The sequence below is a fragment of the Desulfotomaculum sp. 1211_IL3151 genome (assembly GCF_036763075.1).
Lineage (GTDB): Bacteria > Bacillota > Desulfotomaculia > Desulfotomaculales > Desulfotomaculaceae > Desulfotomaculum.
This window is the reverse complement of the sequence record NZ_JBAIYV010000041.1, coordinates 1-21,981: the sequence shown is the minus strand read 5'-3', so window position 1 is coordinate 21,981 and position 21,981 is coordinate 1. Positions and strand designations below refer to the sequence as shown.

The window sequence follows — 21,981 nt, the reverse complement described above, 5'->3', positions numbered from 1 at the left end:
GGAAAAATGTATAAAACAATACTCTTTGATTTGGATGGCACCTTATTGCCAATGGATTTAGATTCTTTTTTAACTAATTATTTTGGACGGTTGATGAAAGCCTGCTCCCATTTACTTGATCCCCAGCAGTTGCATCAAAATCTCTGGGCAGCAACCGAGGCAATGATCCGTGACAACCGTGCCGATAAAACAAATCAGAAGGTTTTTATGGAAGATTTTATGCCTCGGTTTAATCTGCCAGAGGAAGCAATTATGCCTTTGTTTGACCAATTTTACGCCAGTGAGTTTACGGAACTGATCCATTGTACCAGCCCCACTCCTCTTGCCAGACAGATTTGTCAGGAACTTATGGCCAAAGGCTATCAGTTGGTACTAGCTACCAATCCGATCTTCCCCGATGCGGCCACCGCCCATCGGATGCGCTGGGCTGGTATCGACGACATTTCCTGGGCCCTGGTAACTACCTATGAACATTGCCATTTTTGCAAGCCCAACCCCAATTATTATAAGGAAATTTTGCAGCGGGTCGGTGCCAAAGCGGAAGAAACCCTGATGGTGGGAAACGATGTAAAAGAGGATTTGGTGGCGGGAAAATTAGGCATTGATACTTATTTAGTTAAAGATAACCTAATTGACCACGGTCAATCAGACTACGAGGCTGATTTCGAGGGACGTCTGGCGGATTTTATGAATTTTGCCAGACAATTACCGAAAGTAAAATAATAAGTTAGTCCTAAGCAACTCCCCGGGTGTAGTCCATTAACCCTGGGGAGTTGCTTTATGAATCAAGCCTTGGGCATTTATCCTATCCCTTTTATCCTTGTCCTGTAATTCTATATCCAGAAGAACCCTCCCGGATGCTGGGTTCTTCGCTAATAAGAATCTATGCTGTGGCAAAAGGGGTATCTAAAAGTTTTTTAGTTTTTTCCGTAATCTGACCTTTTGTTGCAATTTCTCTGCCTGCATTTTCTACAACAAGCAAGTATTCAGCTACCGCTGCACTTATTTCTTGAGGGGTATCCATTAAATATTTACCACGGGTCACGTAAATTTCCCCCAGTGATTCCATTCTCATATTATGTGAAAATCTTTGATACCAATGTGCTAGAACCTCAAAATTTTCCTTGTTCGGAAAACCACAGGTGGAGATCATCATCAGCTTTGGTGATGGAGGCATTTGCTGCTGTTGGGTAGACACGTCCTTTGGTGTTGCCTTACTGTATGAATATGGGTTAGCTACCATCGTCAATCGATCGATAAACATTTTTAACAGGCTGGTCATATTTTCGCAATACACAGGGGTAGCCAGTATAATAACATTTGCATCTCCCAATTGTGCAATAATCTCAAACATATCGTCTTTAATAACACATTGTCCTGGCTTTGGTGCAAACCAGCAGGTCGTGCAACCCGTACAGGGATGAATGTTTTTTTCTGTTAAGAACAGATTTGTAGTTTGCGCTCCTGCTTCCTCGGCACCCTTTAATAGTGAACTTACAATCACATTTGTATTGCCTTTTCTACCCTTCGGACTTCCATTTATGACAACAATTTTCATCTTTTCATCCCCTAGTTTTAAACGCTCACCGATAAGCTCGTCATCATTACTAAGAGCCTGGCTAAATAATTTAATATCTTGATCAATTTTTTCATTGTCGGTACAAACTGCTACGGTCATGGCGTCACCCTGTAAACTGACTCTATCGATGACGGGTTTTTCAGGATCATATAATTTTTCACAGCGGTAGGACTCACGGAAATGAAGCTTTGCCCTGCAAACCGTTTCCTAAGTCAACGGGAGTGTTGCAATAACAACACGCCCGTTGACTTAGCTATTTTTATAAGATTAGAGGGGTTAATTGATCAGTCGCGTGATGCTCTTCTTCTTCCAGGACCAGTGGTAATAGGCATATTGCAAAACTAAACTAACTAGGAATGCTGCCGGATAACCGACCCAAATGCCTTGGATGCCAAGAGTAGTAAAGGTGGACAAATAATAGGCAACTGGAACTTCGACACACCAGATTGAAGCAATACTAAACAGTGTGGGCCACAGGACAGTCCCACTGGCCCGCATGGTGGCGGTAATAATCTGAGCGTGGCCAAAAATCAAGTAGCTCCACAGGGTGATCATGAGGAGACTATGGGCAATCTGCAGGGTGTTCTCATCGGTTAGGAACCAGGATAAAATATTTTGGGAAAATAGATAAATCAATACAATAATAACGCCACCGATAACATAATTGAGCAAAATCCCTGCGCGAATCACGTCTTTGAGGCGATTAAGCTGATTGGCCCCGATGGATTGCGAGGCGAATATGGAGACGGCTATACCCAGACTGACCGCTGGCATCTGTACATAACTGACAACCTGGTTTACAGCACCATAGGCTGCTGTGGCATCCGAACCAAATCGGTTGACAAATGTAATAACAGCAATTTCAGCAAGTGATACCAGGATCATGTTGATACTAGATGGAATGCCCAGACGCAACAACAATTTTAATATACTAAAGTCAATCCGCAGGTGCTGCCTTACGGAGGCATCAAATTGCAATGGGTGGTTGACTTTACCAAGGTATATGACCATCAAAATAAAGGTAACAACCGTCGATATCACGGATGCGTAGGCTGCCCCATAGAGGCCAAACTTGGGCACACCTAACCAGCCAAAAACCAAAATCGGCAACAAGATCAGGTTTAGTACCGTGCTAACTACCAGGGTATAGAAGGGCGTTTTAGAATCTCCTGTACCGCGCAAAAAGGTAGTGTAAGCAAAATATAAAAACATGACTGGCATAGACCAAAACAAGATCCGGGCATAATGGACACTGCTGTCAATGATATTGGACGGAGTTCCCAGCAAACTCAGGATATCCCTGGTGAATATGCCGGTGCATAAAGAAAGGACGAGGCCCAAAAGAAAAGTGAAGGAAAGTGTCGTCCCGACGATTACCTTCATCTTTTCCTCATTACGTGCACCATAGGCCTGACCAATTAAAATTGAGCTGCCCGCCCCAATACCAATGACAAAAGACATTAACAAAAAGAAGAGCGGAAAGAAGGCTGAAATAGCGGCCAATGCGTTAACGCCAAGCCACCTGCCGACAACAATGCTGCCAGCCAGTTGGCCCACCGATTGTAATATATTACTAAGGATTAGTGGTACGAGAAAAATAAGCATTGAGTGCCATACCGGTTGACCGCCAAAATGTTGTTTGTGGTGGGAAAGGGCTGCTTCCCCGTCTGTTTCCGGCGGTTTCTCAATGATTGCTGGCGATTTATCCATTGTTGTAAAATAACTCCCTTTTTAAATAAACTTATTTTTTATAAAACGCCATACCTGCTTGGGTCAATTTATCTTCCCAAATCATTTTCAGTAAAGCTAATTCCTCCGTGTAATCGGTTTTCGTTTCATCCTTGTCATATTCAAGGTTTTCCAGTACCTCAAGGGTAAAGGCCCCTTCGCCCAGATCCTGCCAGGCCCTTTGTAATTCCCGGTTGCGATGGGAACCATTTTTTAATTGAAAGGTGGTACTGTTGATTTTGCCTTTTAAATTTGGCGTTGCCTCAAGATAACATTTATTATCGGCATGACAACGAATAATGATAATCCCCATGGGTGGTTTCATTTGCCGATATTGTTCTTTCAATTCCTTTTTTCTGTCCATTCAATTACACCTTGCTTTCTAATATCCCATTTCTTTTAATATTCTAGATAGTGTTTTTAAACGCTCACCGACAAGCTCGTCATCATCACTGAGAGCCTGGCTAAATAATTTAATATCTTCATCAATTTTTTCATTGTCGGTACAAACTGCCACGGTCATGGCATCCCCCTGTAAACCGACTCTATCGATGACGGGTTTTTCAGGATCATATAATTTTTCATAGCGGTAGGACTCACGAAAATGAAGCTTTGCCCTACAAACCAGAATTGCCAGATCAAGGACCCGGTGCAAAGGTAATTCCTCCGATTGTCTAGACCATTTTCCTCCGGTATGCCGCCATACCTTAGCAGAAATATCAACCTTGCCGCGGTCATTCCACTGGGCCAACCCTAGGGAAAGTCCCTTGGCATCGGTGTTATAGGCATATCTGCCATCAACGTTTTCATAATTGTCAGATACGATGACGGGTTTATGTTTTAGATTCGTTGGTATTTTCATTTTTTGCCTCCATTTTCATTTTACTAAATAAGTTGATTAGTAATTTACTAGATTACTAATTTATAATAATATTTTTCATGCCTAATGTCAATATATCAAGATAATAAAGATTGACGGGTGCCGGCCCATTATGTTAATATCAATTTCAACAGAATAACTCAAAAACGATGATGGAGAAAAGTAGATCAATTCCAACCTTACAGGGAGAAGAAGTCGAGACTGGAAGCTTCTTTATGGCATGGTTGATTGAAGTTCCCTCCGGAGTTGCTGTTCTGAATTTTCAGTAGGGACAGACGGGTTTTCCGCCGTTATCAAGGAAGAGGTATCGGATGAACAGTCCCGTACCGGTAAAAGTGGCCAACGCAATTAGGGTGGTACCGCGGATAATGATTCTCCGTCCCTTGAGGATAGGAGGTCTTTTTATTTTACCGGCAACCTGTTTTTCCCGTACCTAATTGAGATGGGCTTTGTTAGCCAATTTGGGTGGTAACGCGGATATAACTCTCCGTCCCTTTGTCGGGATGGGGAGTTTTTTTATTTTAAAAACAGGAGGTTAAAAAAATGATTGTAACACTTAAGGGAAATAATCCAGATCCAAAAAAAGTTGAACTTCTTACTACTTGGCTGGAAGGTTTGGCTATCCGTACACATTTTATCGTTGGCCAACACCAGACCGTCATCGGTCTGATTGGTGATACCAGTGTCGTTGATATTGATCTGATCAATTCGCTGGACATCGTGCAAAATGTTCAGCGAATTCAAGAGCCCTATAAAAAAGCAAACCGCAAGTTTCACACCGATGACACAGTAATTGATATAAATGGTATTAAACTAGGAGGAGGTAACTTTCAAATCATTGCCGGCCCCTGCTCAGTTGAATCCCGTGAACAAATTTGTTCAATTGCCCAAAGCGTTAAAGCAGCCGGATCAACCATGCTGCGCGGCGGTGCATTTAAGCCCCGCACCTCACCATACTCTTTCCAAGGAATGCAGGCCGAGGGAATTGAACTCTTGCTTGAAGCAAAAAGGCTAACGGGTCTGCCCATTGTGTCAGAACTTATGAACATCTCACACTTACCGCTATTTGAGGAGGTAGATGTGATTCAGGTCGGTGCCAGAAACATGCAAAATTTTGAACTGCTGAAGGAGCTTGGCATGATCAAAAAGCCAATCTTACTTAAGCGGGGTTTAGCCAATACCTTGGAAGAACTGCTGATGAGTGTGGAGTACATTATGGCGGGCGGCAATGAAAATGTTATTTTATGTGAAAGAGGTATTCGCACCTTTGAAACGGCAACTAGAAATACCCTTGATATATCAGCGATTCCTATACTTCACAATAAGACACATTTACCTGTCATTGTTGATCCAAGTCATGCCGCAGGAATCTCCAGTCTGGTAAGACCTCTTTCAATGGCTGCCATCGCCGCCGGAGCAGATGGATTAATAATTGAGGTTCATAACGATCCGAGTCAAGCTCTTTGTGATGGACCACAATCCCTAACCCCTGAGGCCTTCGATCATTTGGCCAGTGATGCACACAATGTTTTACAGTTGATGAGGGGGTTTAAGCAATAAACAGTTATGGCCGGTCTTGATCTAATTTGGCCCATGTCGTTTCAAATAACGATGTTAAGAGCAAACTAGCACCGAAGCACCGCTGGAAAAATAAGCAAGGAGCCCATGGTAAATTGAAGAAATGAGGATTTTTTATGAAGCTAGTTACCGTTAACGCATCTAAGAGCTATGAAATCATCATTGAACAGGGAATTTTGGCTAAGGCAGGTCAGGAGACAGCTAAGAGAATCTCCGCTTGCACTGCTGCAATTGTCACCGATAACATTGTAGATTCACTTTACTCAGATGTGGTCTGTAAATCTTTACAAGAAACCGGCTTTTCTGTTTGTAAATTTGTCTTTACTCATGGAGAAGCTTCCAAGAACCTTACCGTCTTCGGTCAAATTCTTGAATTTTTTGCCCAAAAACAATTGACTAAATCGGACCTTGTGGTGGCTTTGGGAGGTGGGGTGATCGGAGATATAGCTGGCTTTGCTGCTTCTGTTTATTTGCGTGGCATACGGTTTATGCAAATTCCTACCACCTATTTGGCAGCCATTGACTCATCGGTTGGGGGTAAAACAGCCATCGACCTGGCTGCAGGGAAAAATCTTGCCGGTACATTTTATCAACCCAGCCTGGTGCTTTGCGACCCTGACAGTTTTGCCACTTTACCGGAAAAAGTTTTTGCCGACGGCACAGCCGAGGCTATCAAATACGGCGTTTTAGCGGCTCCTAAGCTATTTGACAAACTGGCCCAGGGCCAGGCACAGCTTGACCTGGTAAACATTATTGAACAATGTGTAAAGATTAAGCGTGATTTGGTAATGAGGGATGAATTTGATAACGGTGATCGCCAACTTCTTAATTTCGGACACACCATCGGTCACGCTATTGAGCATTGCAGCGGCTATCGAATCACCCATGGCCATGCTGTTGCAATGGGCATGGTGACCATTAGTAAAGCAGCTTGGCGCTTGGGACTTTCAGCCCAAGACTGTTCTGAACCGATTAAAGCAGCGTTGTTAGCAAATAACCTGCCGTTTTCGTCCCCTTTTACCGCTGAGCAGCTGGCACTGGCAGCCCTCCTTGATAAAAAGCGCCGTCTGGACAATATTACACTGGTTATTCCCATAAAAATAGGGCAATGTGTCCTACATAAAATACCGGTTTCTTCTCTGTATTATTTCATTAATCAAGGAATTCTTGAGGAGGCATAATATGGATCTTCGTATCACGCCAGCAGACTTAAAGGGTAGGGTTGCAGTAACTCCCTCCAAATCAGACGCCCATCGCATATTGATTTCAGCTGCTCTGGCAAATCAGCCGACCCTTGTCAGGCTTAGTTCCTACTCCAAGGATATCCATGTAACAATGAACTGTCTAAGGTCCCTGGGAGCAAAGATAGATGCTGATTCACCCGACCTTTTGCACATTACACCCCTTTGGCCTAACAGGGTTGGGGCCGCAGATCTTGATTGCGGTGAAAGTGGCTCAACCTTCCGTTTCCTGCTTCCACTGGCGGCGGCACTGGGTGTAACTGCCACTTTCACTGGACATGGCAGACTGCCGGAACGCCCAATTCAACAACTCATTGACCAGCTCCAAAGTCACGGTTGTCAATTTGATCAGACCAAGCTTCCCTTCACCGTTCGGGGGAAAATAACCGGAGGGCATTATACTTTGCCCGGTGATGTCAGTTCACAGTTTATCTCTGGCTTGCTGTTCGCATTGCCGCTGCTAGCAAAAGACAGCCTTATTGTTCTCACCTCGCAGTTGGAATCAAAGGGATATGCCAAAATGACAATGTCCACTTTAAAAAAGTTTGGGGTTGAGATCGAAGAACTTGCCGCTGGATATCACATCAAAGGCAGACAAAAATATCTCTCACCACAACAGCTTCGTGTTGAGGGTGACTGGTCCAACGCTGCTTTTTGGATCTGCGCAGGGGCCCTGCAGGGTAGTGATATCCTCTGCAGCGGCCTTAACCAAGCATCCGTTCAAGGTGATAAAGAGATCATCAACCTACTAAAGGGTTTTGCTGCAAACGTTTCTTTACTAAAAGACACGGCCCACTCCATTGGCAAAACCCTCCAGGGCCAATGCATTGACGCTGCTGAAATTCCCGATTTGATCCCTATTATTTCAGTGGTCGCCGCAGCGGCCCAGGGGACAACAGAAATATATAATGCCAAACGACTACGGATCAAAGAAAGTGATCGCCTGGCAGCAATGGCTGAAAATCTAGCACGGCTTGGCGCAGATGTTACCGAAAAGGAGGACGGACTGATCATCCGTGGCGGCAAACCCCTGCGGGGTGGCAGTGTCAATGGTTTTGGCGACCACAGAATCGTCATGTCAATGGCTATCGCCGCCAAACTTTGTCAAAGGGAACTGATCATTGCAGGTGCAGAGGCAGTTGAAAAATCCTACCCGCAATTCTTTGATCACTATAAAATGCTCGGAGGAATCGTCGATGTCATTTAATTTTGGAACCAATGTGAGGATTTCGGTATTTGGACAATCACATTCTGAGGCCATCGGAGTTGTGCTGGACGGCTTACCGCCAGGTGAAGAAATAGACCTGGCAGGGGTACAAAGCTTTATGTTACGCCGTGCACCCGGCCAAAATACATTTTCAACCTCACGACGGGAACCTGACAGAGCAAAGGTCATCAGTGGTCTTTTAGCTGGTAAGACCTGTGGCTCCCCCCTTTGTGCCATCATTGAAAATACGGATTGTAAATCAGCCGATTATGCAAATATCTTCGATGTCCCCCGGCCCTCCCATGCCGATTATTGCGCCTATATGAAATATGAGGGAGCCAATGACATCCGTGGCGGGGGCCATTTTTCCGGGCGTCTAACCGCTCCCCTTTGCTTTGCAGGTGCCGTTTGTCTGCAAATTTTAGAGCGTCGCGGCATCTTTATTGGGGCACATATTCAATCAATCGGCGAAATAGCAGATAAATCCTTCGACCCTGTATTGGTTGAGGCAGCGGAGCTGACAGCCGTTGCAAATAAGCCCTTTGCCGTGCTTGACGATGCCATTGGCCAACAGATGCTTGAACAAATCGAGCTTGTCAAAGGCCAAGCTGATTCCATTGGCGGCGTCATTGAATGCTGCGCTGTGGGTGTTCCCGTCGGGCTTGGCGAACCGATATTCTGCGGCCTGGAAAATAAACTGGCAACTGCTGTTTTCGCAATTCCCGCTGTCAAAGGAGTGGAATTCGGCACTGGCTTTGCCTCTTCTAAACTACGGGGTTCACAAAATAATGACGAATTTTACTATGACAACAATGGCCTGGTAAAAACAAGGACCAATCATCATGGCGGTATTTTAGGGGGCATTGCCTCCGGGATGCCTATCATTATGCGCATTGCCTTTAAACCAACACCGTCTATTGGTCTGCAGCAAAGCTCCATTCGTCTCTCCCAAAAAACCAATACGACGATTTCCATCAAAGGAAGACATGATCCCTGTATCGTGCCGCGGGCAGTTCCCTGTGTCGAGGCGGCCATGGCCATAACTTTGCTTGACCTATTAAATAGATAAGGAGACAAAAAAATGAATTTAAACGAACTAAGAAAAGACATCACCGAAATTGATGTACAATTAGTCCAGTTGTTTATAAAACGGATGAATCTGGCGGCGGAAATTGCCAAGTCTAAAATCCAAAATAATCAGCCTGTTTTAGATCATGCCAGAGAACGAGAGGTATTAAACCTCGTTGCCGAACTTGCCGGAGAAAAAATGGAATCCTATTCTAAGAGGCTGTTTAACACCCTGTTTGACCTGAGCAGAGCCTATCAAAATCAGCTTTTCTCCAATAAATGTCAACTTGCAGAACAAATTAAAACAGCAACCTGTGATATGACAAAGCACTTTCCATTAAAGGCAAGTGTTGCTTGCCAGGGTACCGAGGGTTCTTATTCACAACAAGCCTGTGATAAACTTTTTTCATCGCCAAGGCTGGCATTTTTTAAAGATTTTGAATCTGTTTTTCAGGCAGTTGAAAAAGGTTTGTGTGAATACGGTATTTTACCAGTTGAAAATAGTTTAACAGGTACGGTTATACCGATCTATGACCTCATGGAAAAATATAAGTTCTATATTGTGCGCAGTACTAGACTAAAAATAAATCATACTCTCCTAGCCAAGAAAGGCGTTGCTTTAGCTGATATTAGAGAAATAATTTCCCAAGAACAGGCAATCAAGCAATGCAGCCAATTTATCAACAACCATCCACAAATAAAGGTCACACTATTTAGCAACACCGCAGCAGCGGCAAAGTATGTAGCCGATTCTGGTCGAACCGATCTTGCGGCAATATCCTCGGAAACCTGTGCACAACTATATAATCTTGACATTTTAACCGACAATATTCAAAACAGGGAAAATAACTACACCCGTTTTATCTGTATCTCAAAGGATCTGAAAATCTATCCCGGGGCAAATAAAATTAGCCTGATACTTTCCCTTCAGCATAAGCCTGGATCACTTGGTACCTTGCTTGGAAAGTTCTCCTCACTGGGTTTCAACCTGACGAAGCTGGAAAGCCGCCCCATCACCGGAAAGGATTTCGAATTCATGTTTTACTTTGATTTTGAGGCTCCTATCTATTCAACTGAAACGGTAAATTTACTTTGCGAATTGGTAGGCAGCCATGATAAATTTATTTTTTTGGGAAGTTACAGCGAAAATTACTAGGGGAGAATTAACGACTCCGATCAGCCATGGATAATCTCCTTTGTAAGGCTCATGGATAAAACTTCTGCACGAGGAATCCTCTGACCATTGACATTGACGTTACGTAAACCTGTATAGTTGTCTTGTCAGGAGGTGATGACATGGAATACACCATACAAAAGCTAGGTCAACTGGCAGGTATCAGTACCCGTACACTGCGGTATTATGATGAGATTGACCTTCTTAAGCCGGCAAGAGTCAACTCTTCGGGTTATCGTATCTATGGCCAGGCTGAGGTAAACAGGTTGCAGCAGATTCTTTTTTACCGGGAGCTGGGAGTAAATTTGGAAAGCATTAAAGATATTTTAACTTCGCCTTCCTTTGATGAAATGCAGGCTCTAAGGGACCACCGTGAGAAGCTTATCGAAAAAAGAGTGCAATTGGATCAATTGATTGCCAATGTTGATAAAACAATTGCCTTAACCGAAGGGAGAACTACCATGGGTGATCAGGAAAAATTTGCCGGCTTTAAGCAAAAATTAATTGACGACAATGAAAGGAAGTATGGCCAGGAAATTCGGGCTAAATATGGCGATGAGGTTGTTGACAAGTCAAATGCCCAGGTGAAGGGCATGTCACAGGCAGCATATGAGGAGGTTACCAGGTTAGAAAAAGAATTTTTCGCTACACTTCATGCTGCCATGAAAACCAATGATCCAGCCGGGGAGCTGGCTCAAAAGGCAGCCTACTTGCACCGGCAATGGTTAAGCTATTTTTGGCCTAGCTATACCAAAGAAGCCCATGCCGGGGTCGCCCAGATGTATGTAGATGACCCAAGATTTACTGCTTACTACGATAAGCAGCAACCGGATACAGCAGTATTTTTAAGGGATGCCGTGCTAATTTATACTGGTGCGAAAGCATAGTATTCTTCAACAAGGGTAGGAAGCCTTTCCATAGGCCCGTAGCAAGGCACGGTCTAAAAGCATGTCCCCGCTTGCGTTACCGTAAATTTTTGAGAATAGCAGGCCTGCTATCCTCAAAAATAAATGAACCACTAATTTTCTATAAAATAAACAGAAAAGGGTGTCAAGTGGTCTTGAACCGTCCACTTGACACCCTTTTATCCCTTAAATTACATGATAGCGTTTGAGTAAATCTTCAATTACCGTTCCTGAAATCTTTTTCAAAGCCCTCTTTTCCAGCAGGTTTATGATAAATGGCATCTTCCTATCGATAAGTTTTTTGCCGTCCATCATCTTTGAAGTGGCGTCCAGCAGTACCCGAATATCGTAACAAGAAGCAAAAACCTCCGGTACGCCACGATCTACGTCCAGTAAGGTGTAAACAGCCTCCATTGCTGTTCTTACTGAATATTCGGTGGTGAATACCGTATCCCTTACTGTGTCGGCAAACTGCCCGATAAAGGCAAAGTTTACACAACCATCGGGAACAACCTTGGGTCGATCACCCTTGGCCCTGGGCATAAAGAATGCCGTGATATATGGCATCATACATGGAATACAGCGAGCGGATTTGGCCATGTCAGGGATTTCAGACTGGGGCACTCCCAGATGGTATAACCATTCCTCTGTAATCTCCCTGCCGGTACACTCCCTCATCGGCTTTTTAATATAATTGCCGGGAACATCGGTGAATAAGCCATATAGCCAGACTACCAGTTGGTCTTTGGGCTGCTCTTTAAAATGCGGCTGGCGATTTAAAGTATAACTCATCAGCCAGTTTGAGTCTTTTACAGAAACAATCCCGCCTGTAACTACCTTGCCGCTAAAGGGATCCCTTTGGCAAACCTTCTCAATATATGGTGGAATTCTGTTATCAAGGGTGGTAATCGTAGCGGACTCCCAATTTGTTAATTTTGTATTGGTGCAGAATTTATCAGGCTGACCAAAGGATGGATCCTGCTTGGCAATGTTTCTCCATAGTTCCCAGCAGCCTCCCACAGCATCATTAAATGCCGGAGCATGATGATCATCACCCAAGGTAGAGTTTTCTGTGCAACTGCCGTTAGTAACAAAGACTAAATCATTTTCTGTGAGGTCGATGTATTCTGCCTTGCCACCACACTGATAAACAATTTTAGTGGCAACCTTTTTGTCCTTCTGAATAGCAAAAATAACATTGGTTACCTTGGTATCATATTGAATCTGCACGCCATGCGCATCCAGATATTTTATCATCGGCAGAATGAGTGACTCATACTGATTGTACTTGGTAAATTTTAAAGCCGAAAAATCAGGCAAACCTCCAATATGGTGAATAAATCTTTGAATATATAGTTTCATTTCCAAGGCACTATGCCAATCCTCAAAGGCAAACATGGTTCTCCAATATAGCCAGAAGTTAGAAGCGAAGAATTCCTCTGTAAATACATCTGTAATCTTTTTATCATCTAAATCTTCATCACGGGTAAAGAATAGCTTTACCATTTCCATTGCTGCCTTATCACTTAGCTTGAATTTTCCATCTGTGTGGGCATCCTGACCGTTATTTACGGTTGCTCTCATCCGTGAATAGTTGGGATCCCTTTTATTCAACCAATAAAACTCATCCAAAACAGAGGCACCTTCTATTTCAAGTGAAGGAATGGAATGAAATAAATCCCATAGGCACTCAAAATGGTTTTCCATTTCACGACCGCCTCGAATAATAAATCCCTTTTCATTATCGTGTATGCCATCACAGGCCCCGCCGGCTATACCCATTTCTTCCAAAATGTGAATGCGCTCACCCTTCATCTGGCCATCCCGGATCAAAAAACATGCTGCTGCAAGGGAGGCTAAACCAGCTCCAACCAGATATGCGGATTTTTCATCTACACCCACTGGTTTTTGAGGACGAGCAAATGCTTCATAATTCCCATTGCTATAGTACATTGCGGCTACCTCCTGATTAAATTTTAAATTCTATCTTGCATTTACATCATAGAAAATATTTGAAAGGCTCACAATAAACAATATCAGCCCTGTGTCGAAACTTTCAACACAAGGCTGATATTGTAAAAAAACTATACAACAGCTTCTGTTTGTTTAAATGTGACGATTGGCTCCAAATTTCTTCAGTGCCCCAGTAATATCTCCATGCATAAGGGTACTTAATCGGTCAATAATAGCGGCTGGTTCTTCCTTCATCCCCGTGCCAATCCATTCCAGCATAAGTCCCACAAAGGCATATTTATAAAAATGTGCGATAAACGACTTATCCTCGTTCCTCACAGCCATACCAGATGCCTTTTCTTCCACCACCCCAATTAAAAGCGCATATACTTCTTTATAAAGGTAGTATTCCAGGTGTTCTCTACTAATGGAATGATACGTGTTCATTACAAAGGCTTTGTTTTCCAGTACATATGTGAAAACCTGTAAAAAACCCTGTTGCCATGTATCATAAGTCCTTTTTCCAGCCAGTGCCTTGGCAGCTTCACTTGAATAAATCCATTCAATGAGGTTAAATATGTCCTTAAAATGGTAATAGAATGTCTGCCTGTTCACTTCGCAATCTTCAACGATATCAACGACCGTGATTTTATCAAGGGGTTTTTCCCTTAGTAATTTTTTTAGCGATGCGGCCAGTGCCTTTTTAGTTGTTTGTGCCATAAAAACGCCTCCAACTCGATTACCCTGAAAGCAAGCCTAACTTCCCGTAGCACTTCTTATACTTTTGTCCGCTCCTACCAAAAAATATTCGAATATTTGGGGTCGGCTTGATGAAATACAGTTATGAATTTCTTAAGAAAATCTTTAGAATTTCCACAACAGGCTCTAAAGAAAGTATCTTTATGATTATACCTATCACAAACTAGGGAAGAGTCCTTTTAGGGTAAATAAAAAGAAGGTGACTATGTGACAGAAAAAATACAGATCCTGGTGGTTGATGATGATGCAGAAATTCGTGAGGTTATCCAGGCATTTCTTAGAAATGAAGGTTACCGGGTCTTACAGGTTGAGAACGGTCTCCAGGCCCTTACCATACTAAAACAAAATCCGGTGGATTTAATTATTTTGGATGTTATGATGCCTCACTTGGATGGTATTCAGGCCTGTCTGAAAATACGTCAGATCATGCAGATCCCCATTATCATGCTTTCGGCCAAGGGCGAGGATATGGATAAAATTATGGGTTTAACCTCAGGCGCTGACGATTATATGATCAAACCCTTTAATCCGTTAGAACTGGTGGCGCGGGTCAAAGCACAATTAAGAAGAAACAAATTACTGCATCATCAAACAGGAGAAAATGCAATTGCAATCGGTGATTTACTGATTCTACCGGACCGTCATGTGGTGAAGCTACGGGAACAGGAAATAGCCTTAACTCCTTTAGAATTTAAAATTCTCCTACTCATGGCAAGTCATCGCGGGCAAGTATTTAGTGCCAAGCAAATCTATGAATCTGTTTGGGGAGAAGAAGCCCTACAATCCGAAAGTACGGTAATGGTACACATCAGAAATATTCGGGATAAAATTGAGGTAAATCCCAGGGAACCCCAATACATCAAAACAGTATGGGGGGTTGGTTATAAAATTGTCTAAACCGCACACCTCTCTACGTCTAAAACTGCTGGCTACTTTCGCCATTTGTTTATTTTTAAGCTTTGTTTTTTTCTATATTCTGGACTACATTACCCGTGATCTCCGGGCGGAATACTACCCAAGCTACGTATCTAGTAAAGCTGTCGTTAATGGCCAGGCAGAGTTGATCCAGAAGAGACTTCCCTATTTGAATGAACATCAGAAGATAGCCTTATTTTTAGAGGAGGTTGGTGACCGGGAGCCGAGGCTAAGGATATATCTTACGGACGTGCACGGAAAGGTCTTGTATCATTCCACCGGCACTTCTGAGAGTACCCTGAACATTCACCGGATACTTTACACCACTCAAAAATCTCTCCAGGAACCTGCCCCCGGTAAACCCTATGCGGTGGTTAAACCCGTAATTTTAAATGGTCTGGACTCATTTTTGGTGGTTGCAGGTACCTTATATGCTGAACCTGGTGTAAATTATAAATTCAATCCCCTGCTGAACAGCACAATTTTTGTAGCTATTTTCCTCCTACTCTTTTACTGGTTTACCCGAAATAAAATACGGCAAATACAGGCCATCAATAATAGTTTACAGGAAGTGGCAAATGGTAATCTACAGGTACGTTTACCCTTATCCAGTCAGGACGAACTTGGCAATCTGTCGCACAATATTAACTTTATGGCTCAACAGCTACAGGAAAAAATAGCTCGGGAAAAAGCAGTTGAAAAGTCTAAGCTCGATTTGATCACCAATATTTCTCATGATTTACGAACACCACTGACCAGTATTATTGGATATTTAACACTGCTTAAAGAAAAAAACTATCAAGATTCAGGCGAACTAGAGCATTTTATTGCCAGTGGCCACAACAAGGCCAACCAGCTAAAAAAATTAATCGATGATCTATTTGAGTACACCCGTCTTAGCGATGGTAATATTAATCTGGACAAACAATCCATTGATTTGCGGGAAATGCTGGAACAAATGGTGGTAGAGTTTGAGCCCCTGGCCGACCAACAAGGCATTTTGATCCAGTGTGAAATAGGCAAAGACCCTGTACAAGCAGCTGTTGACCCCGACAAGCTAGCCCGCACTTTGGATAATTTACTGATTAACGCATTAAAATTTAGTGTTAAGCCAGGAGCAATCAGGATAACGCTAAAAACGGATGGCAAATGGGTATTTATAGCGGTGGCTAATAAAGGTCTGGCCATGACCAAAGAACAAGAAGACGAAGTATTTGAACGCTTTTTTAATATCAATAGCACACTGGACAGTGGAGCAATGCCCAGCAGCACCGGTTTAGGCTTGTCCATTGCTAAAAATATAGTGGAACTGCACAATGGCAAAATCTGGCTGGCGCGTAAAGATAATTATTATGAGTTTATCATTAAACTACCCCTTTAGCCGCATTACCAGATCACAAGAAGGAGAATTCAAATGCTAAATGAACCAATCTTAAAGCTATCAAAACTGAGTAAACAATATCATGATCAATGGGCCGTCAAGGATTTAACCCTGACCGTGCATAGGGGGGAAATCTATGGTTTTCTGGGGCGAAACGGCGCTGGTAAAACCACCACCATTCGCATGATCGTGGATTTGATTAAACCCACCCAAGGTGACATTCAACTTTTTGGCTTACCCAAAGCCAAATTCGGCAAAGACCTATTTCGCCGTATTGGAGCAACCATTGAATACCCTGGTTTTTACCCTAATTTAACAGCCAAAGAGAACCTTTATTACAATGCAAAAATGTTTGGGATCAAGGAAACACGAATTAACGAAGTATTAAATTTTATGGGGTTGCGTGAAGCTGCCAACCGGGTTGTCAAAGGCTTTTCCCTGGGTATGAAACAACGGCTTGGTTTGGCCAGGGCCCTTTTGCATAATCCAGATTTCATTATTCTTGATGAACCAACCAACGGTCTGGATCCGGCAGGTATCAAGGAAATTCGGGAAACCATCCAGCGATTAAATCAAGAACAGCATAAGACCATCTTAATATCCAGTCATATCCTGCCGGAAGTGGAGCAAATGGCCACGCGAGTTGGTATTATTCACAAGGGAACTTTGGCCGATGAAATTTCTTTGGAGGAAATACACGCAAAGGGCAAGCGGTATTTGGAACTGAAAGTTAATGACCCCCAGACAGCGATCCAGCTTTTAAAAAATAGATTAGGGATGCAAAAAGTTGACTTACTGAACAACGGCTTTATTCAGGCCTCTGGCCAATTAAACAGGCCTGAACGGGTGAATCGTGTACTAATTGAGTCTGGCATTGAGGTCTCCCATATCACCTTACATCAGGAAACCCTAGAAGATCGCTTTATGCGCATTACCGGGGGTGAAAAATAATGCTTAGCGCCATTGGTTTAGAATTAATGAAATGGAAACGTTCCAAGATATTGCTTTCTGCCGTCATCGCCGCCTTCGTAGCTCCCTTTATTACGCTGGTATCTACCTCCTTAAAGACAAGTAATCTAGGGATTCAGGCAGAGTGGGTAGATATCATCGCCCTTTGTATGCAGGTAAACCATTTGTTTGTATTCCCACTGACCTTCAGCGCCTTGGCCGCTTTCATTTTTGTCCAAGAATACCAAACAGGAGCGGTCATTAATCTGTTCACCTTACCGGTAAGTCGTAAATCGATCATCTTAGCCAAAACCATTACCCTTTTGCTTACCTTAATGGTATTAAACCTGTTATCATACGTTTTAACTATATTTGTTGGCAAAGTTTTCATAGCTGCCAGTCCCTGGGCGGCCTTTGTTCGATTTTTTCCACTGGCTTTAAAGACATGTTTTATGCAGTTTTCTCTAATGCCCATATTTATTTGTATTGGCCTTTGGACCCGACATTTTGTTCCCCCACTGATTACGGCTGGGGCCTTTATCATGATCGATTTCATTTCCCTGGCCATGCCTAGCGTCGGACCGTTTTTATTTCCTGCTTTACCCTATTATGTGATCTTACAAGAAATTGGCTGGTATCCAACTGGCATCCGTGGCATCCCCTATACCTGGGAGTTATTAGTTCCGGTATTTTTCATTTTTTTAATAACCGCCCTGGTCATTTCAGAAAAACAAGATATTTAAGAAAAAATAACCCCCTGCCCTAAAGAAGCAGTGGGTTATTTTGTTAGACTCCCTATTTATGTCCCTTGAGTAGGTCCTTATTTGACCTTAGCTCCTTGGCAGTTGCCAAAAATCTTTCATTAAGCCTGGCCTTTTCTTCCTGCTCCAAGGGCTCATTTAGTTTACCACTTAAAAAGGCCAGTTCACATTCTAAGCGTCTAATATTGTCCGTTAATTGGGTGTAGTCTAGGCCGCTCTCCTCTTTTCCCTTTTGTTCCTTGCATTTAGACAAATAATACGCATAGTCCCCATCATAACAGTACAATTTTCGGTTCTCTATTTGAAAAATCCCATTGGCCAATCTCTGGATAAAATATTGGTCGTGGGAAACAAAAAGCACCACTCCCTCAAATTCCTCCAATACTTCCTCTATTTTTTCTTTCGATTCGATGTCCATGTAGTTTGTTGGTTCATCCAAGACAAGTAAATTGGCACCGGATAAGATCAGTTTGGCAAAGGCAACCCTGCCCCTTTCTCCCATGCTTAGATTGGCTATCTTTTTATAAATAGCATCTCCTCTAAATAGTAAACAAGCCAAAAGTAGCCTGGTTTCCTCAACCGTACTTCCTTCGATTAAAACTTCGTCTAGTATGGTGGACCCACTATGGAGATTGTCAAGTTCCTGGGCAAAATATCCAATTTTCACCGAGGGGTTAATGGTGATGGTACCACGGTAGTCCTGATCTAAATGGCAAATTGTTTTAAGGAGGCTTGTCTTGCCCACACCGTTTTGTCCAATTAGGGCAATCTTATCTTGCCGCCCAAGGTTAAAGGAAATATCTTGAAAGAGTACCTTATTACCATAGCTTTTACAGAGCTTCTCCACTTGAACAAGAAACCTAGGGAATTTCTTGCCGATGATACTTTTGTTAATCACCTCAAAGGCAGGGGATAAGGCTTTTTTCGGCTTTTCAATTTTGTTCTTTTCTATTCTGGCAAGTTCCCGTTCCTTTGCCTTTAAGACACTGGCATGTTTTTTAGCCTTGGACCGATAAAAGTCATTTTGACCCGCTGCTTGATGGGCATTTTTATACCAATTTTTCCTTTGGTGGATCATTTGTCCTAATTGTTGAATCTGGTTCTGTTGCTTTTCATACTCCTTGGTAATACTGACTCGTTCCAATTCCCTTTGCATTTTGTAGGCAGAGTAATTTCCTTCATAGACCTTTAATCCCTGGTCGGTCAAGTGCCAAATCCTGTTGACCACACGATCAAGAAAAAAACGATCATGGGAAATCATTAGCAGGGGCTGACCGAGGTTTTGCACAAATTCCTCCAGCCAAATATAGCTATTCATATCGAGATGGTTCGTGGGTTCATCCAGGATCAGTAAGTCGAAATCACAAACCATGGCCTTGCCAAGGACCAGTTTTGTTTTTTCTCCACCACTTAAACTGGCGGCTCTCTGACCCCATCTTTCCTCACCTAAACCTACTTTGTTAAGGGTTTTTTTGACCATTGTCGGATAATCTTTACTATGATTCTGGTCCCTTGAGGCCATCCTGTATATTTCTTCGTAAACAGAGACATTGGCGTTAAACATGGGGTACTGTTCTACATAAAAAATTCTGCCATAGGCAGGTGACCGTCTAATTTCACCTGCATCAGCGACTTCCTGACCCGCCAAAATCCTGGCCAAGGTTGTTTTTCCCTTACCATTTGCACCAATCAAGCCAATTTTATCTCCACCGTGGATTGCACCGTGAATCGTATCGAATACGGTTTTTCCCTGATAGCTCTTACTAAGATCATTAAAATATAAGTTCATACAATCATCTCCTTGTCACATCGCTTAGCCAAGAGATGATAGAGAAAAAACAAAACTGCAGTAAAACACTTATGTGTTATACTGCAGTAAACCATACAAAGATCAGGGCTATTAAATATCCCTAACCTAAATCTAAATTATTCCGTAAGTGTTTTTAAACTATCATCTCTTAAAAAAGTGCAGACTAATTTCTTGCCATCGGTATGCACTTTATAAGAAATTATTAAATTTGATTAGTTTAAAAACACTTTCCTCATTTCACACCTCGTATTTTATTAGTATGACTTATTGTACCACATATAAATAGGTGGGAAAAGTGGCTTTCGGTAGGAATTGCGTCATCACCCGGGTCTTTGACAGTTGAATAAAGAAAAATTGCCCAAAAGCCTTGATACAGGCTTATTTTTTTGTCTCTTTTTACTTTTGTTTATATCGCACTTTTTCGTACTGTGTTATAATATAAGAAAAGGAGGCGTCATTTATAATGAGACTCAAGGTGACCAAGTCTAAAAATGCAGCTTCTCTTTATGTAATAAAATCTGTTTATAACAGTAAGACTCAGTCAAATTCTTCAGTGATTGTAGAGAAACTCGGAACCGAAGCCGAACTCAGAGAAAAGTTGAATGGACAGGATCCTTATGAATGGGCTAAAAACTACATTGATGAATTGAATCAAAAGGAAAAAGAACTCAAACGTGAAGTTATTGTTAAGTATAATCAATCAAAATTGATTGATAAAAATAAACAACGTTCCTTTAATGGTGGTTATCTCTTCTTACAAAAAATCTATCATCAACTGGGGTTACATAGAATTTGCAAAGAAATATCTAGCAATTATAAGTTTGCCTTTAATCTTGATTCTATTCTGTCGAGATTGATTTACGGCAGAATCCTATTCCCGTCTTCAAAACTAAATACCTGTCAACAATCAAAGAAATTGCTAGAACAACCTGACTTTGAATTGCAGCATATATACAGAGCATTGGAAGTGCTTGCTAAAGAAACGGATTTCATACAATCTGAGCTTTACAAAAATAGTTTGGTTCTATCCAAGCGGAACGACCGTATTCTTTACTATGATTGCACAAATTACTTTTTTGAAATCGAACAGGAGGATGGTCTCAAGCAATACGGCTTCGGCAAAGATCACAAACCTAATCCGATCGTTGAGATGGGTTTATTTATGGACGGGGATGGCATCCCTCTTGCGTTTAGTATTCACAGTGGGAATACTAATGAGCAGACGACTCTTAAACCCTTGGAAGAAAAAATTCTTAGGGATTTTGAATTATCGAAATTTATTGTTTGCACAGATGCCGGATTATCTTCAACGGAAAACCGCAAATTTAATGATAAAAAAGATAGGGCTTTTATTACAACCCAATCCGTGAAAAAGTTAAAAAAGCACTTAAAACAGTGGGCTCTTGATCCTTTAGGCTGGCATATTCCCGGAAAAGATGAATTGTATGATATCCGAACACTTAATTGTGATGAGAAGACCTATGAAAAATACAAAGGGGAAACATTCTACAAAGAGCGTTGGATTAAAGAGGATGGTCTAGAGCAGAAACTTATTGTTACTTATTCTTTGAAATACAGGGATTATCAAAGACAAATTAGAAAAAAGCAGTTAGAGCGGGCAATTAAATTGGTTGAAACCAGACCATCCGATATCAAGAAAAAAAATCAAAATGATTTTAAACGGTTTATATCATCTACTAATATTACTAAAGATGGCGAGGTGGCTGATAAAGCAATATACAGCATAAATAAGGATACGATATCAAATGAGGAAATGTATGATGGTTTTTATGCTATATGCACTAATTTAGATGACGATGCCATGGCTATTGTAAAGATTAACCACAGACGCTGGGAAATAGAAGAATGTTTTAGAATTATGAAGAGTGAGTTTAAAGCGAGACCTGTTTATTTAAGTCGAGATGACAGGATTAAGGCTCACTTTACTACATGTTTTCTTGCTTTGGTATTATACAGATATCTTGAAAAGTTTTTGGGTGGTAAGTTTACCAGTAATGAAATCATTAGTAGTTTAAGGGATATGAGTTTTTATTCTGTTCCTGCTGAAGGTTATGTCCCAACATATACAAGAAC

Annotated in this window: 19 protein-coding genes, 1 pseudogene and 1 other annotated feature; of the genes and pseudogenes, 12 read left to right on the top strand and 8 right to left on the bottom strand. The window is 42.1% G+C overall.

Annotated elements, in window-relative coordinates; all coding sequences use genetic code 11:
- Positions 1–6: 6 nt before the first annotated feature.
- The gene (locus tag V6C11_RS10940) at positions 7–723 is read left to right on the top strand and encodes an HAD family hydrolase (protein ID WP_333531198.1); all 717 of its coding nucleotides are present in this window, start codon (positions 7–9) and stop codon (positions 721–723) included.
- Positions 724–883: 160 nt separating this feature from the next.
- Here V6C11_RS10940 and V6C11_RS10935 read toward each other — a convergent pair whose 3' ends face one another.
- The 5 genes and pseudogenes from V6C11_RS10935 to V6C11_RS10915 form a co-directional block, all read right to left on the bottom strand.
- A complete protein-coding gene (locus V6C11_RS10935) occupies positions 884–1,558 on the bottom strand; it encodes a flavodoxin family protein (protein ID WP_333531368.1) in 675 nt (224 codons plus the stop codon).
- A gap of 15 nt (positions 1,559–1,573) precedes the next feature.
- Positions 1,574–1,780: pseudogene (locus V6C11_RS10930) on the bottom strand (DUF6530 family protein); the annotation flags it as partial.
- Positions 1,781–1,855: 75 nt separating this feature from the next.
- The gene (locus V6C11_RS10925; protein WP_333531197.1) at positions 1,856–3,289 is read right to left on the bottom strand and encodes an MATE family efflux transporter; all 1,434 of its coding nucleotides are present in this window, start codon (positions 3,287–3,289) and stop codon (positions 1,856–1,858) included.
- Positions 3,290–3,320: 31 nt separating this feature from the next.
- Positions 3,321–3,671, bottom strand: a complete 351-nt coding sequence (locus V6C11_RS10920) for a GIY-YIG nuclease family protein (RefSeq protein ID WP_333531196.1) — start codon at positions 3,669–3,671, stop codon at positions 3,321–3,323.
- Positions 3,672–3,689: 18 nt separating this feature from the next.
- The gene (locus V6C11_RS10915) at positions 3,690–4,169 is read right to left on the bottom strand and encodes a DUF6530 family protein (protein WP_333531195.1); all 480 of its coding nucleotides are present in this window, start codon (positions 4,167–4,169) and stop codon (positions 3,690–3,692) included.
- A gap of 158 nt (positions 4,170–4,327) precedes the next feature.
- Positions 4,328–4,574 (top strand) — a binding site (T-box leader).
- Positions 4,575–4,730: 156 nt separating this feature from the next.
- Between V6C11_RS10915 and aroF the strand changes: the two genes are divergently transcribed.
- The 6 genes from aroF to V6C11_RS10885 all read left to right on the top strand — a co-directional run bounded on the left by aroF (position 4,731) and on the right by V6C11_RS10885 (position 11,342).
- Entirely contained in the window at positions 4,731–5,747 is a 1,017-nt protein-coding gene (gene aroF, locus V6C11_RS10910) for a 3-deoxy-7-phosphoheptulonate synthase (RefSeq protein ID WP_333531194.1), read from the top strand.
- Positions 5,748–5,881: 134 nt separating this feature from the next.
- A complete protein-coding gene (gene aroB / locus V6C11_RS10905; RefSeq protein ID WP_333531193.1) occupies positions 5,882–6,946 on the top strand; it encodes a 3-dehydroquinate synthase in 1,065 nt (354 codons plus the stop codon).
- Between the two features lies 1 nt (position 6,947).
- Positions 6,948–8,213: a 3-phosphoshikimate 1-carboxyvinyltransferase gene (gene aroA / locus V6C11_RS10900; protein WP_333531192.1), complete on the top strand. Its 1,266-nt coding sequence runs from the start codon at positions 6,948–6,950 to the stop codon at positions 8,211–8,213.
- Positions 8,203–9,282 (top strand): chorismate synthase, encoded by a 1,080-nt coding sequence (gene aroC / locus V6C11_RS10895; RefSeq protein WP_333531191.1) that lies wholly within the window; start codon positions 8,203–8,205, stop codon positions 9,280–9,282. The genes aroA and aroC overlap by 11 nt, the downstream gene beginning before the upstream one ends.
- 12 nt (positions 9,283–9,294) lie before the next feature.
- Positions 9,295–10,437, top strand: coding sequence for a bifunctional chorismate mutase/prephenate dehydratase (locus V6C11_RS10890; protein ID WP_333531190.1), 1,143 nt, complete (start codon positions 9,295–9,297; stop codon positions 10,435–10,437).
- 140 nt (positions 10,438–10,577) lie between these two features.
- Complete coding sequence (locus tag V6C11_RS10885) at positions 10,578–11,342, top strand: MerR family transcriptional regulator (protein ID WP_333531189.1); 765 nt, start codon at positions 10,578–10,580, stop codon at positions 11,340–11,342.
- Between the two features lie 204 nt (positions 11,343–11,546).
- Here the strand turns inward: V6C11_RS10885 and V6C11_RS10880 are convergent, their stop codons facing one another.
- A complete protein-coding gene (locus V6C11_RS10880) occupies positions 11,547–13,313 on the bottom strand; it encodes an oleate hydratase (RefSeq protein WP_333531188.1) in 1,767 nt (588 codons plus the stop codon).
- A gap of 153 nt (positions 13,314–13,466) precedes the next feature.
- The gene (locus tag V6C11_RS10875) at positions 13,467–14,033 is read right to left on the bottom strand and encodes a TetR-like C-terminal domain-containing protein (RefSeq protein WP_333531187.1); all 567 of its coding nucleotides are present in this window, start codon (positions 14,031–14,033) and stop codon (positions 13,467–13,469) included.
- A 246-nt stretch (positions 14,034–14,279) separates the two neighbouring features.
- On the opposite strand from V6C11_RS10875, the gene V6C11_RS10870 reads away from it, so the two are divergent.
- The 4 genes from V6C11_RS10870 to V6C11_RS10855 are packed head-to-tail and all read left to right on the top strand — an operon-like array spanning position 14,280 to position 18,059.
- Complete coding sequence (locus tag V6C11_RS10870; RefSeq protein ID WP_333531186.1) at positions 14,280–14,969, top strand: response regulator transcription factor; 690 nt, start codon at positions 14,280–14,282, stop codon at positions 14,967–14,969.
- On the top strand, positions 14,962–16,368 hold the full coding sequence (locus tag V6C11_RS10865) for a HAMP domain-containing sensor histidine kinase (RefSeq protein ID WP_333531185.1): 1,407 nt from the start codon (positions 14,962–14,964) through the stop codon (positions 16,366–16,368). Before V6C11_RS10870 ends, V6C11_RS10865 begins: the two co-directional genes overlap by 8 nt.
- Positions 16,369–16,401: 33 nt before the next feature.
- Positions 16,402–17,319 (top strand): ABC transporter ATP-binding protein, encoded by a 918-nt coding sequence (locus V6C11_RS10860; RefSeq protein WP_333531184.1) that lies wholly within the window; start codon positions 16,402–16,404, stop codon positions 17,317–17,319.
- Positions 17,319–18,059 carry an ABC transporter permease gene (locus V6C11_RS10855; RefSeq protein ID WP_333531183.1) on the top strand — a complete coding sequence of 247 codons (741 nt, stop codon included), beginning with the start codon at positions 17,319–17,321 and terminating at the stop codon, positions 18,057–18,059. The genes V6C11_RS10860 and V6C11_RS10855 overlap by 1 nt, the downstream gene beginning before the upstream one ends.
- A gap of 52 nt (positions 18,060–18,111) precedes the next feature.
- Here V6C11_RS10855 and abc-f read toward each other — a convergent pair whose 3' ends face one another.
- Positions 18,112–19,866 carry a ribosomal protection-like ABC-F family protein gene (gene abc-f / locus V6C11_RS10850; RefSeq protein WP_333531182.1) on the bottom strand — a complete coding sequence of 585 codons (1,755 nt, stop codon included), beginning with the start codon at positions 19,864–19,866 and terminating at the stop codon, positions 18,112–18,114.
- Positions 19,867–20,350: 484 nt separating this feature from the next.
- Between abc-f and V6C11_RS10845 the strand changes: the two genes are divergently transcribed.
- Positions 20,351–21,981: IS1634 family transposase (locus V6C11_RS10845; protein ID WP_333531181.1), on the top strand; the 1,631-nt coding region annotated here is incomplete at its 3' end.

Coding starts and splice junctions, on each gene's coding strand:
- V6C11_RS10940 (WP_333531198.1), top strand. CDS start 7: ATGTATAAAACAATACTCTTTGATTTGGATGGCACCTTATTGCCAATG.
- V6C11_RS10935 (WP_333531368.1), bottom strand. CDS start 1,558: ATGAAAATTGTTGTCATAAATGGAAGTCCGAAGGGTAGAAAAGGCAAT.
- V6C11_RS10925 (WP_333531197.1), bottom strand. CDS start 3,289: ATGGATAAATCGCCAGCAATCATTGAGAAACCGCCGGAAACAGACGGG.
- V6C11_RS10920 (WP_333531196.1), bottom strand. CDS start 3,671: ATGGACAGAAAAAAGGAATTGAAAGAACAATATCGGCAAATGAAACCA.
- V6C11_RS10915 (WP_333531195.1), bottom strand. CDS start 4,169: ATGAAAATACCAACGAATCTAAAACATAAACCCGTCATCGTATCTGAC.
- aroF (WP_333531194.1), top strand. CDS start 4,731: ATGATTGTAACACTTAAGGGAAATAATCCAGATCCAAAAAAAGTTGAA.
- aroB (WP_333531193.1), top strand. CDS start 5,882: ATGAAGCTAGTTACCGTTAACGCATCTAAGAGCTATGAAATCATCATT.
- aroA (WP_333531192.1), top strand. CDS start 6,948: ATGGATCTTCGTATCACGCCAGCAGACTTAAAGGGTAGGGTTGCAGTA.
- aroC (WP_333531191.1), top strand. CDS start 8,203: ATGTCATTTAATTTTGGAACCAATGTGAGGATTTCGGTATTTGGACAA.
- V6C11_RS10890 (WP_333531190.1), top strand. CDS start 9,295: ATGAATTTAAACGAACTAAGAAAAGACATCACCGAAATTGATGTACAA.
- V6C11_RS10885 (WP_333531189.1), top strand. CDS start 10,578: ATGGAATACACCATACAAAAGCTAGGTCAACTGGCAGGTATCAGTACC.
- V6C11_RS10880 (WP_333531188.1), bottom strand. CDS start 13,313: ATGTACTATAGCAATGGGAATTATGAAGCATTTGCTCGTCCTCAAAAA.
- V6C11_RS10875 (WP_333531187.1), bottom strand. CDS start 14,033: ATGGCACAAACAACTAAAAAGGCACTGGCCGCATCGCTAAAAAAATTA.
- V6C11_RS10860 (WP_333531184.1), top strand. CDS start 16,402: ATGCTAAATGAACCAATCTTAAAGCTATCAAAACTGAGTAAACAATAT.
- V6C11_RS10855 (WP_333531183.1), top strand. CDS start 17,319: ATGCTTAGCGCCATTGGTTTAGAATTAATGAAATGGAAACGTTCCAAG.
- abc-f (WP_333531182.1), bottom strand. CDS start 19,866: ATGAACTTATATTTTAATGATCTTAGTAAGAGCTATCAGGGAAAAACC.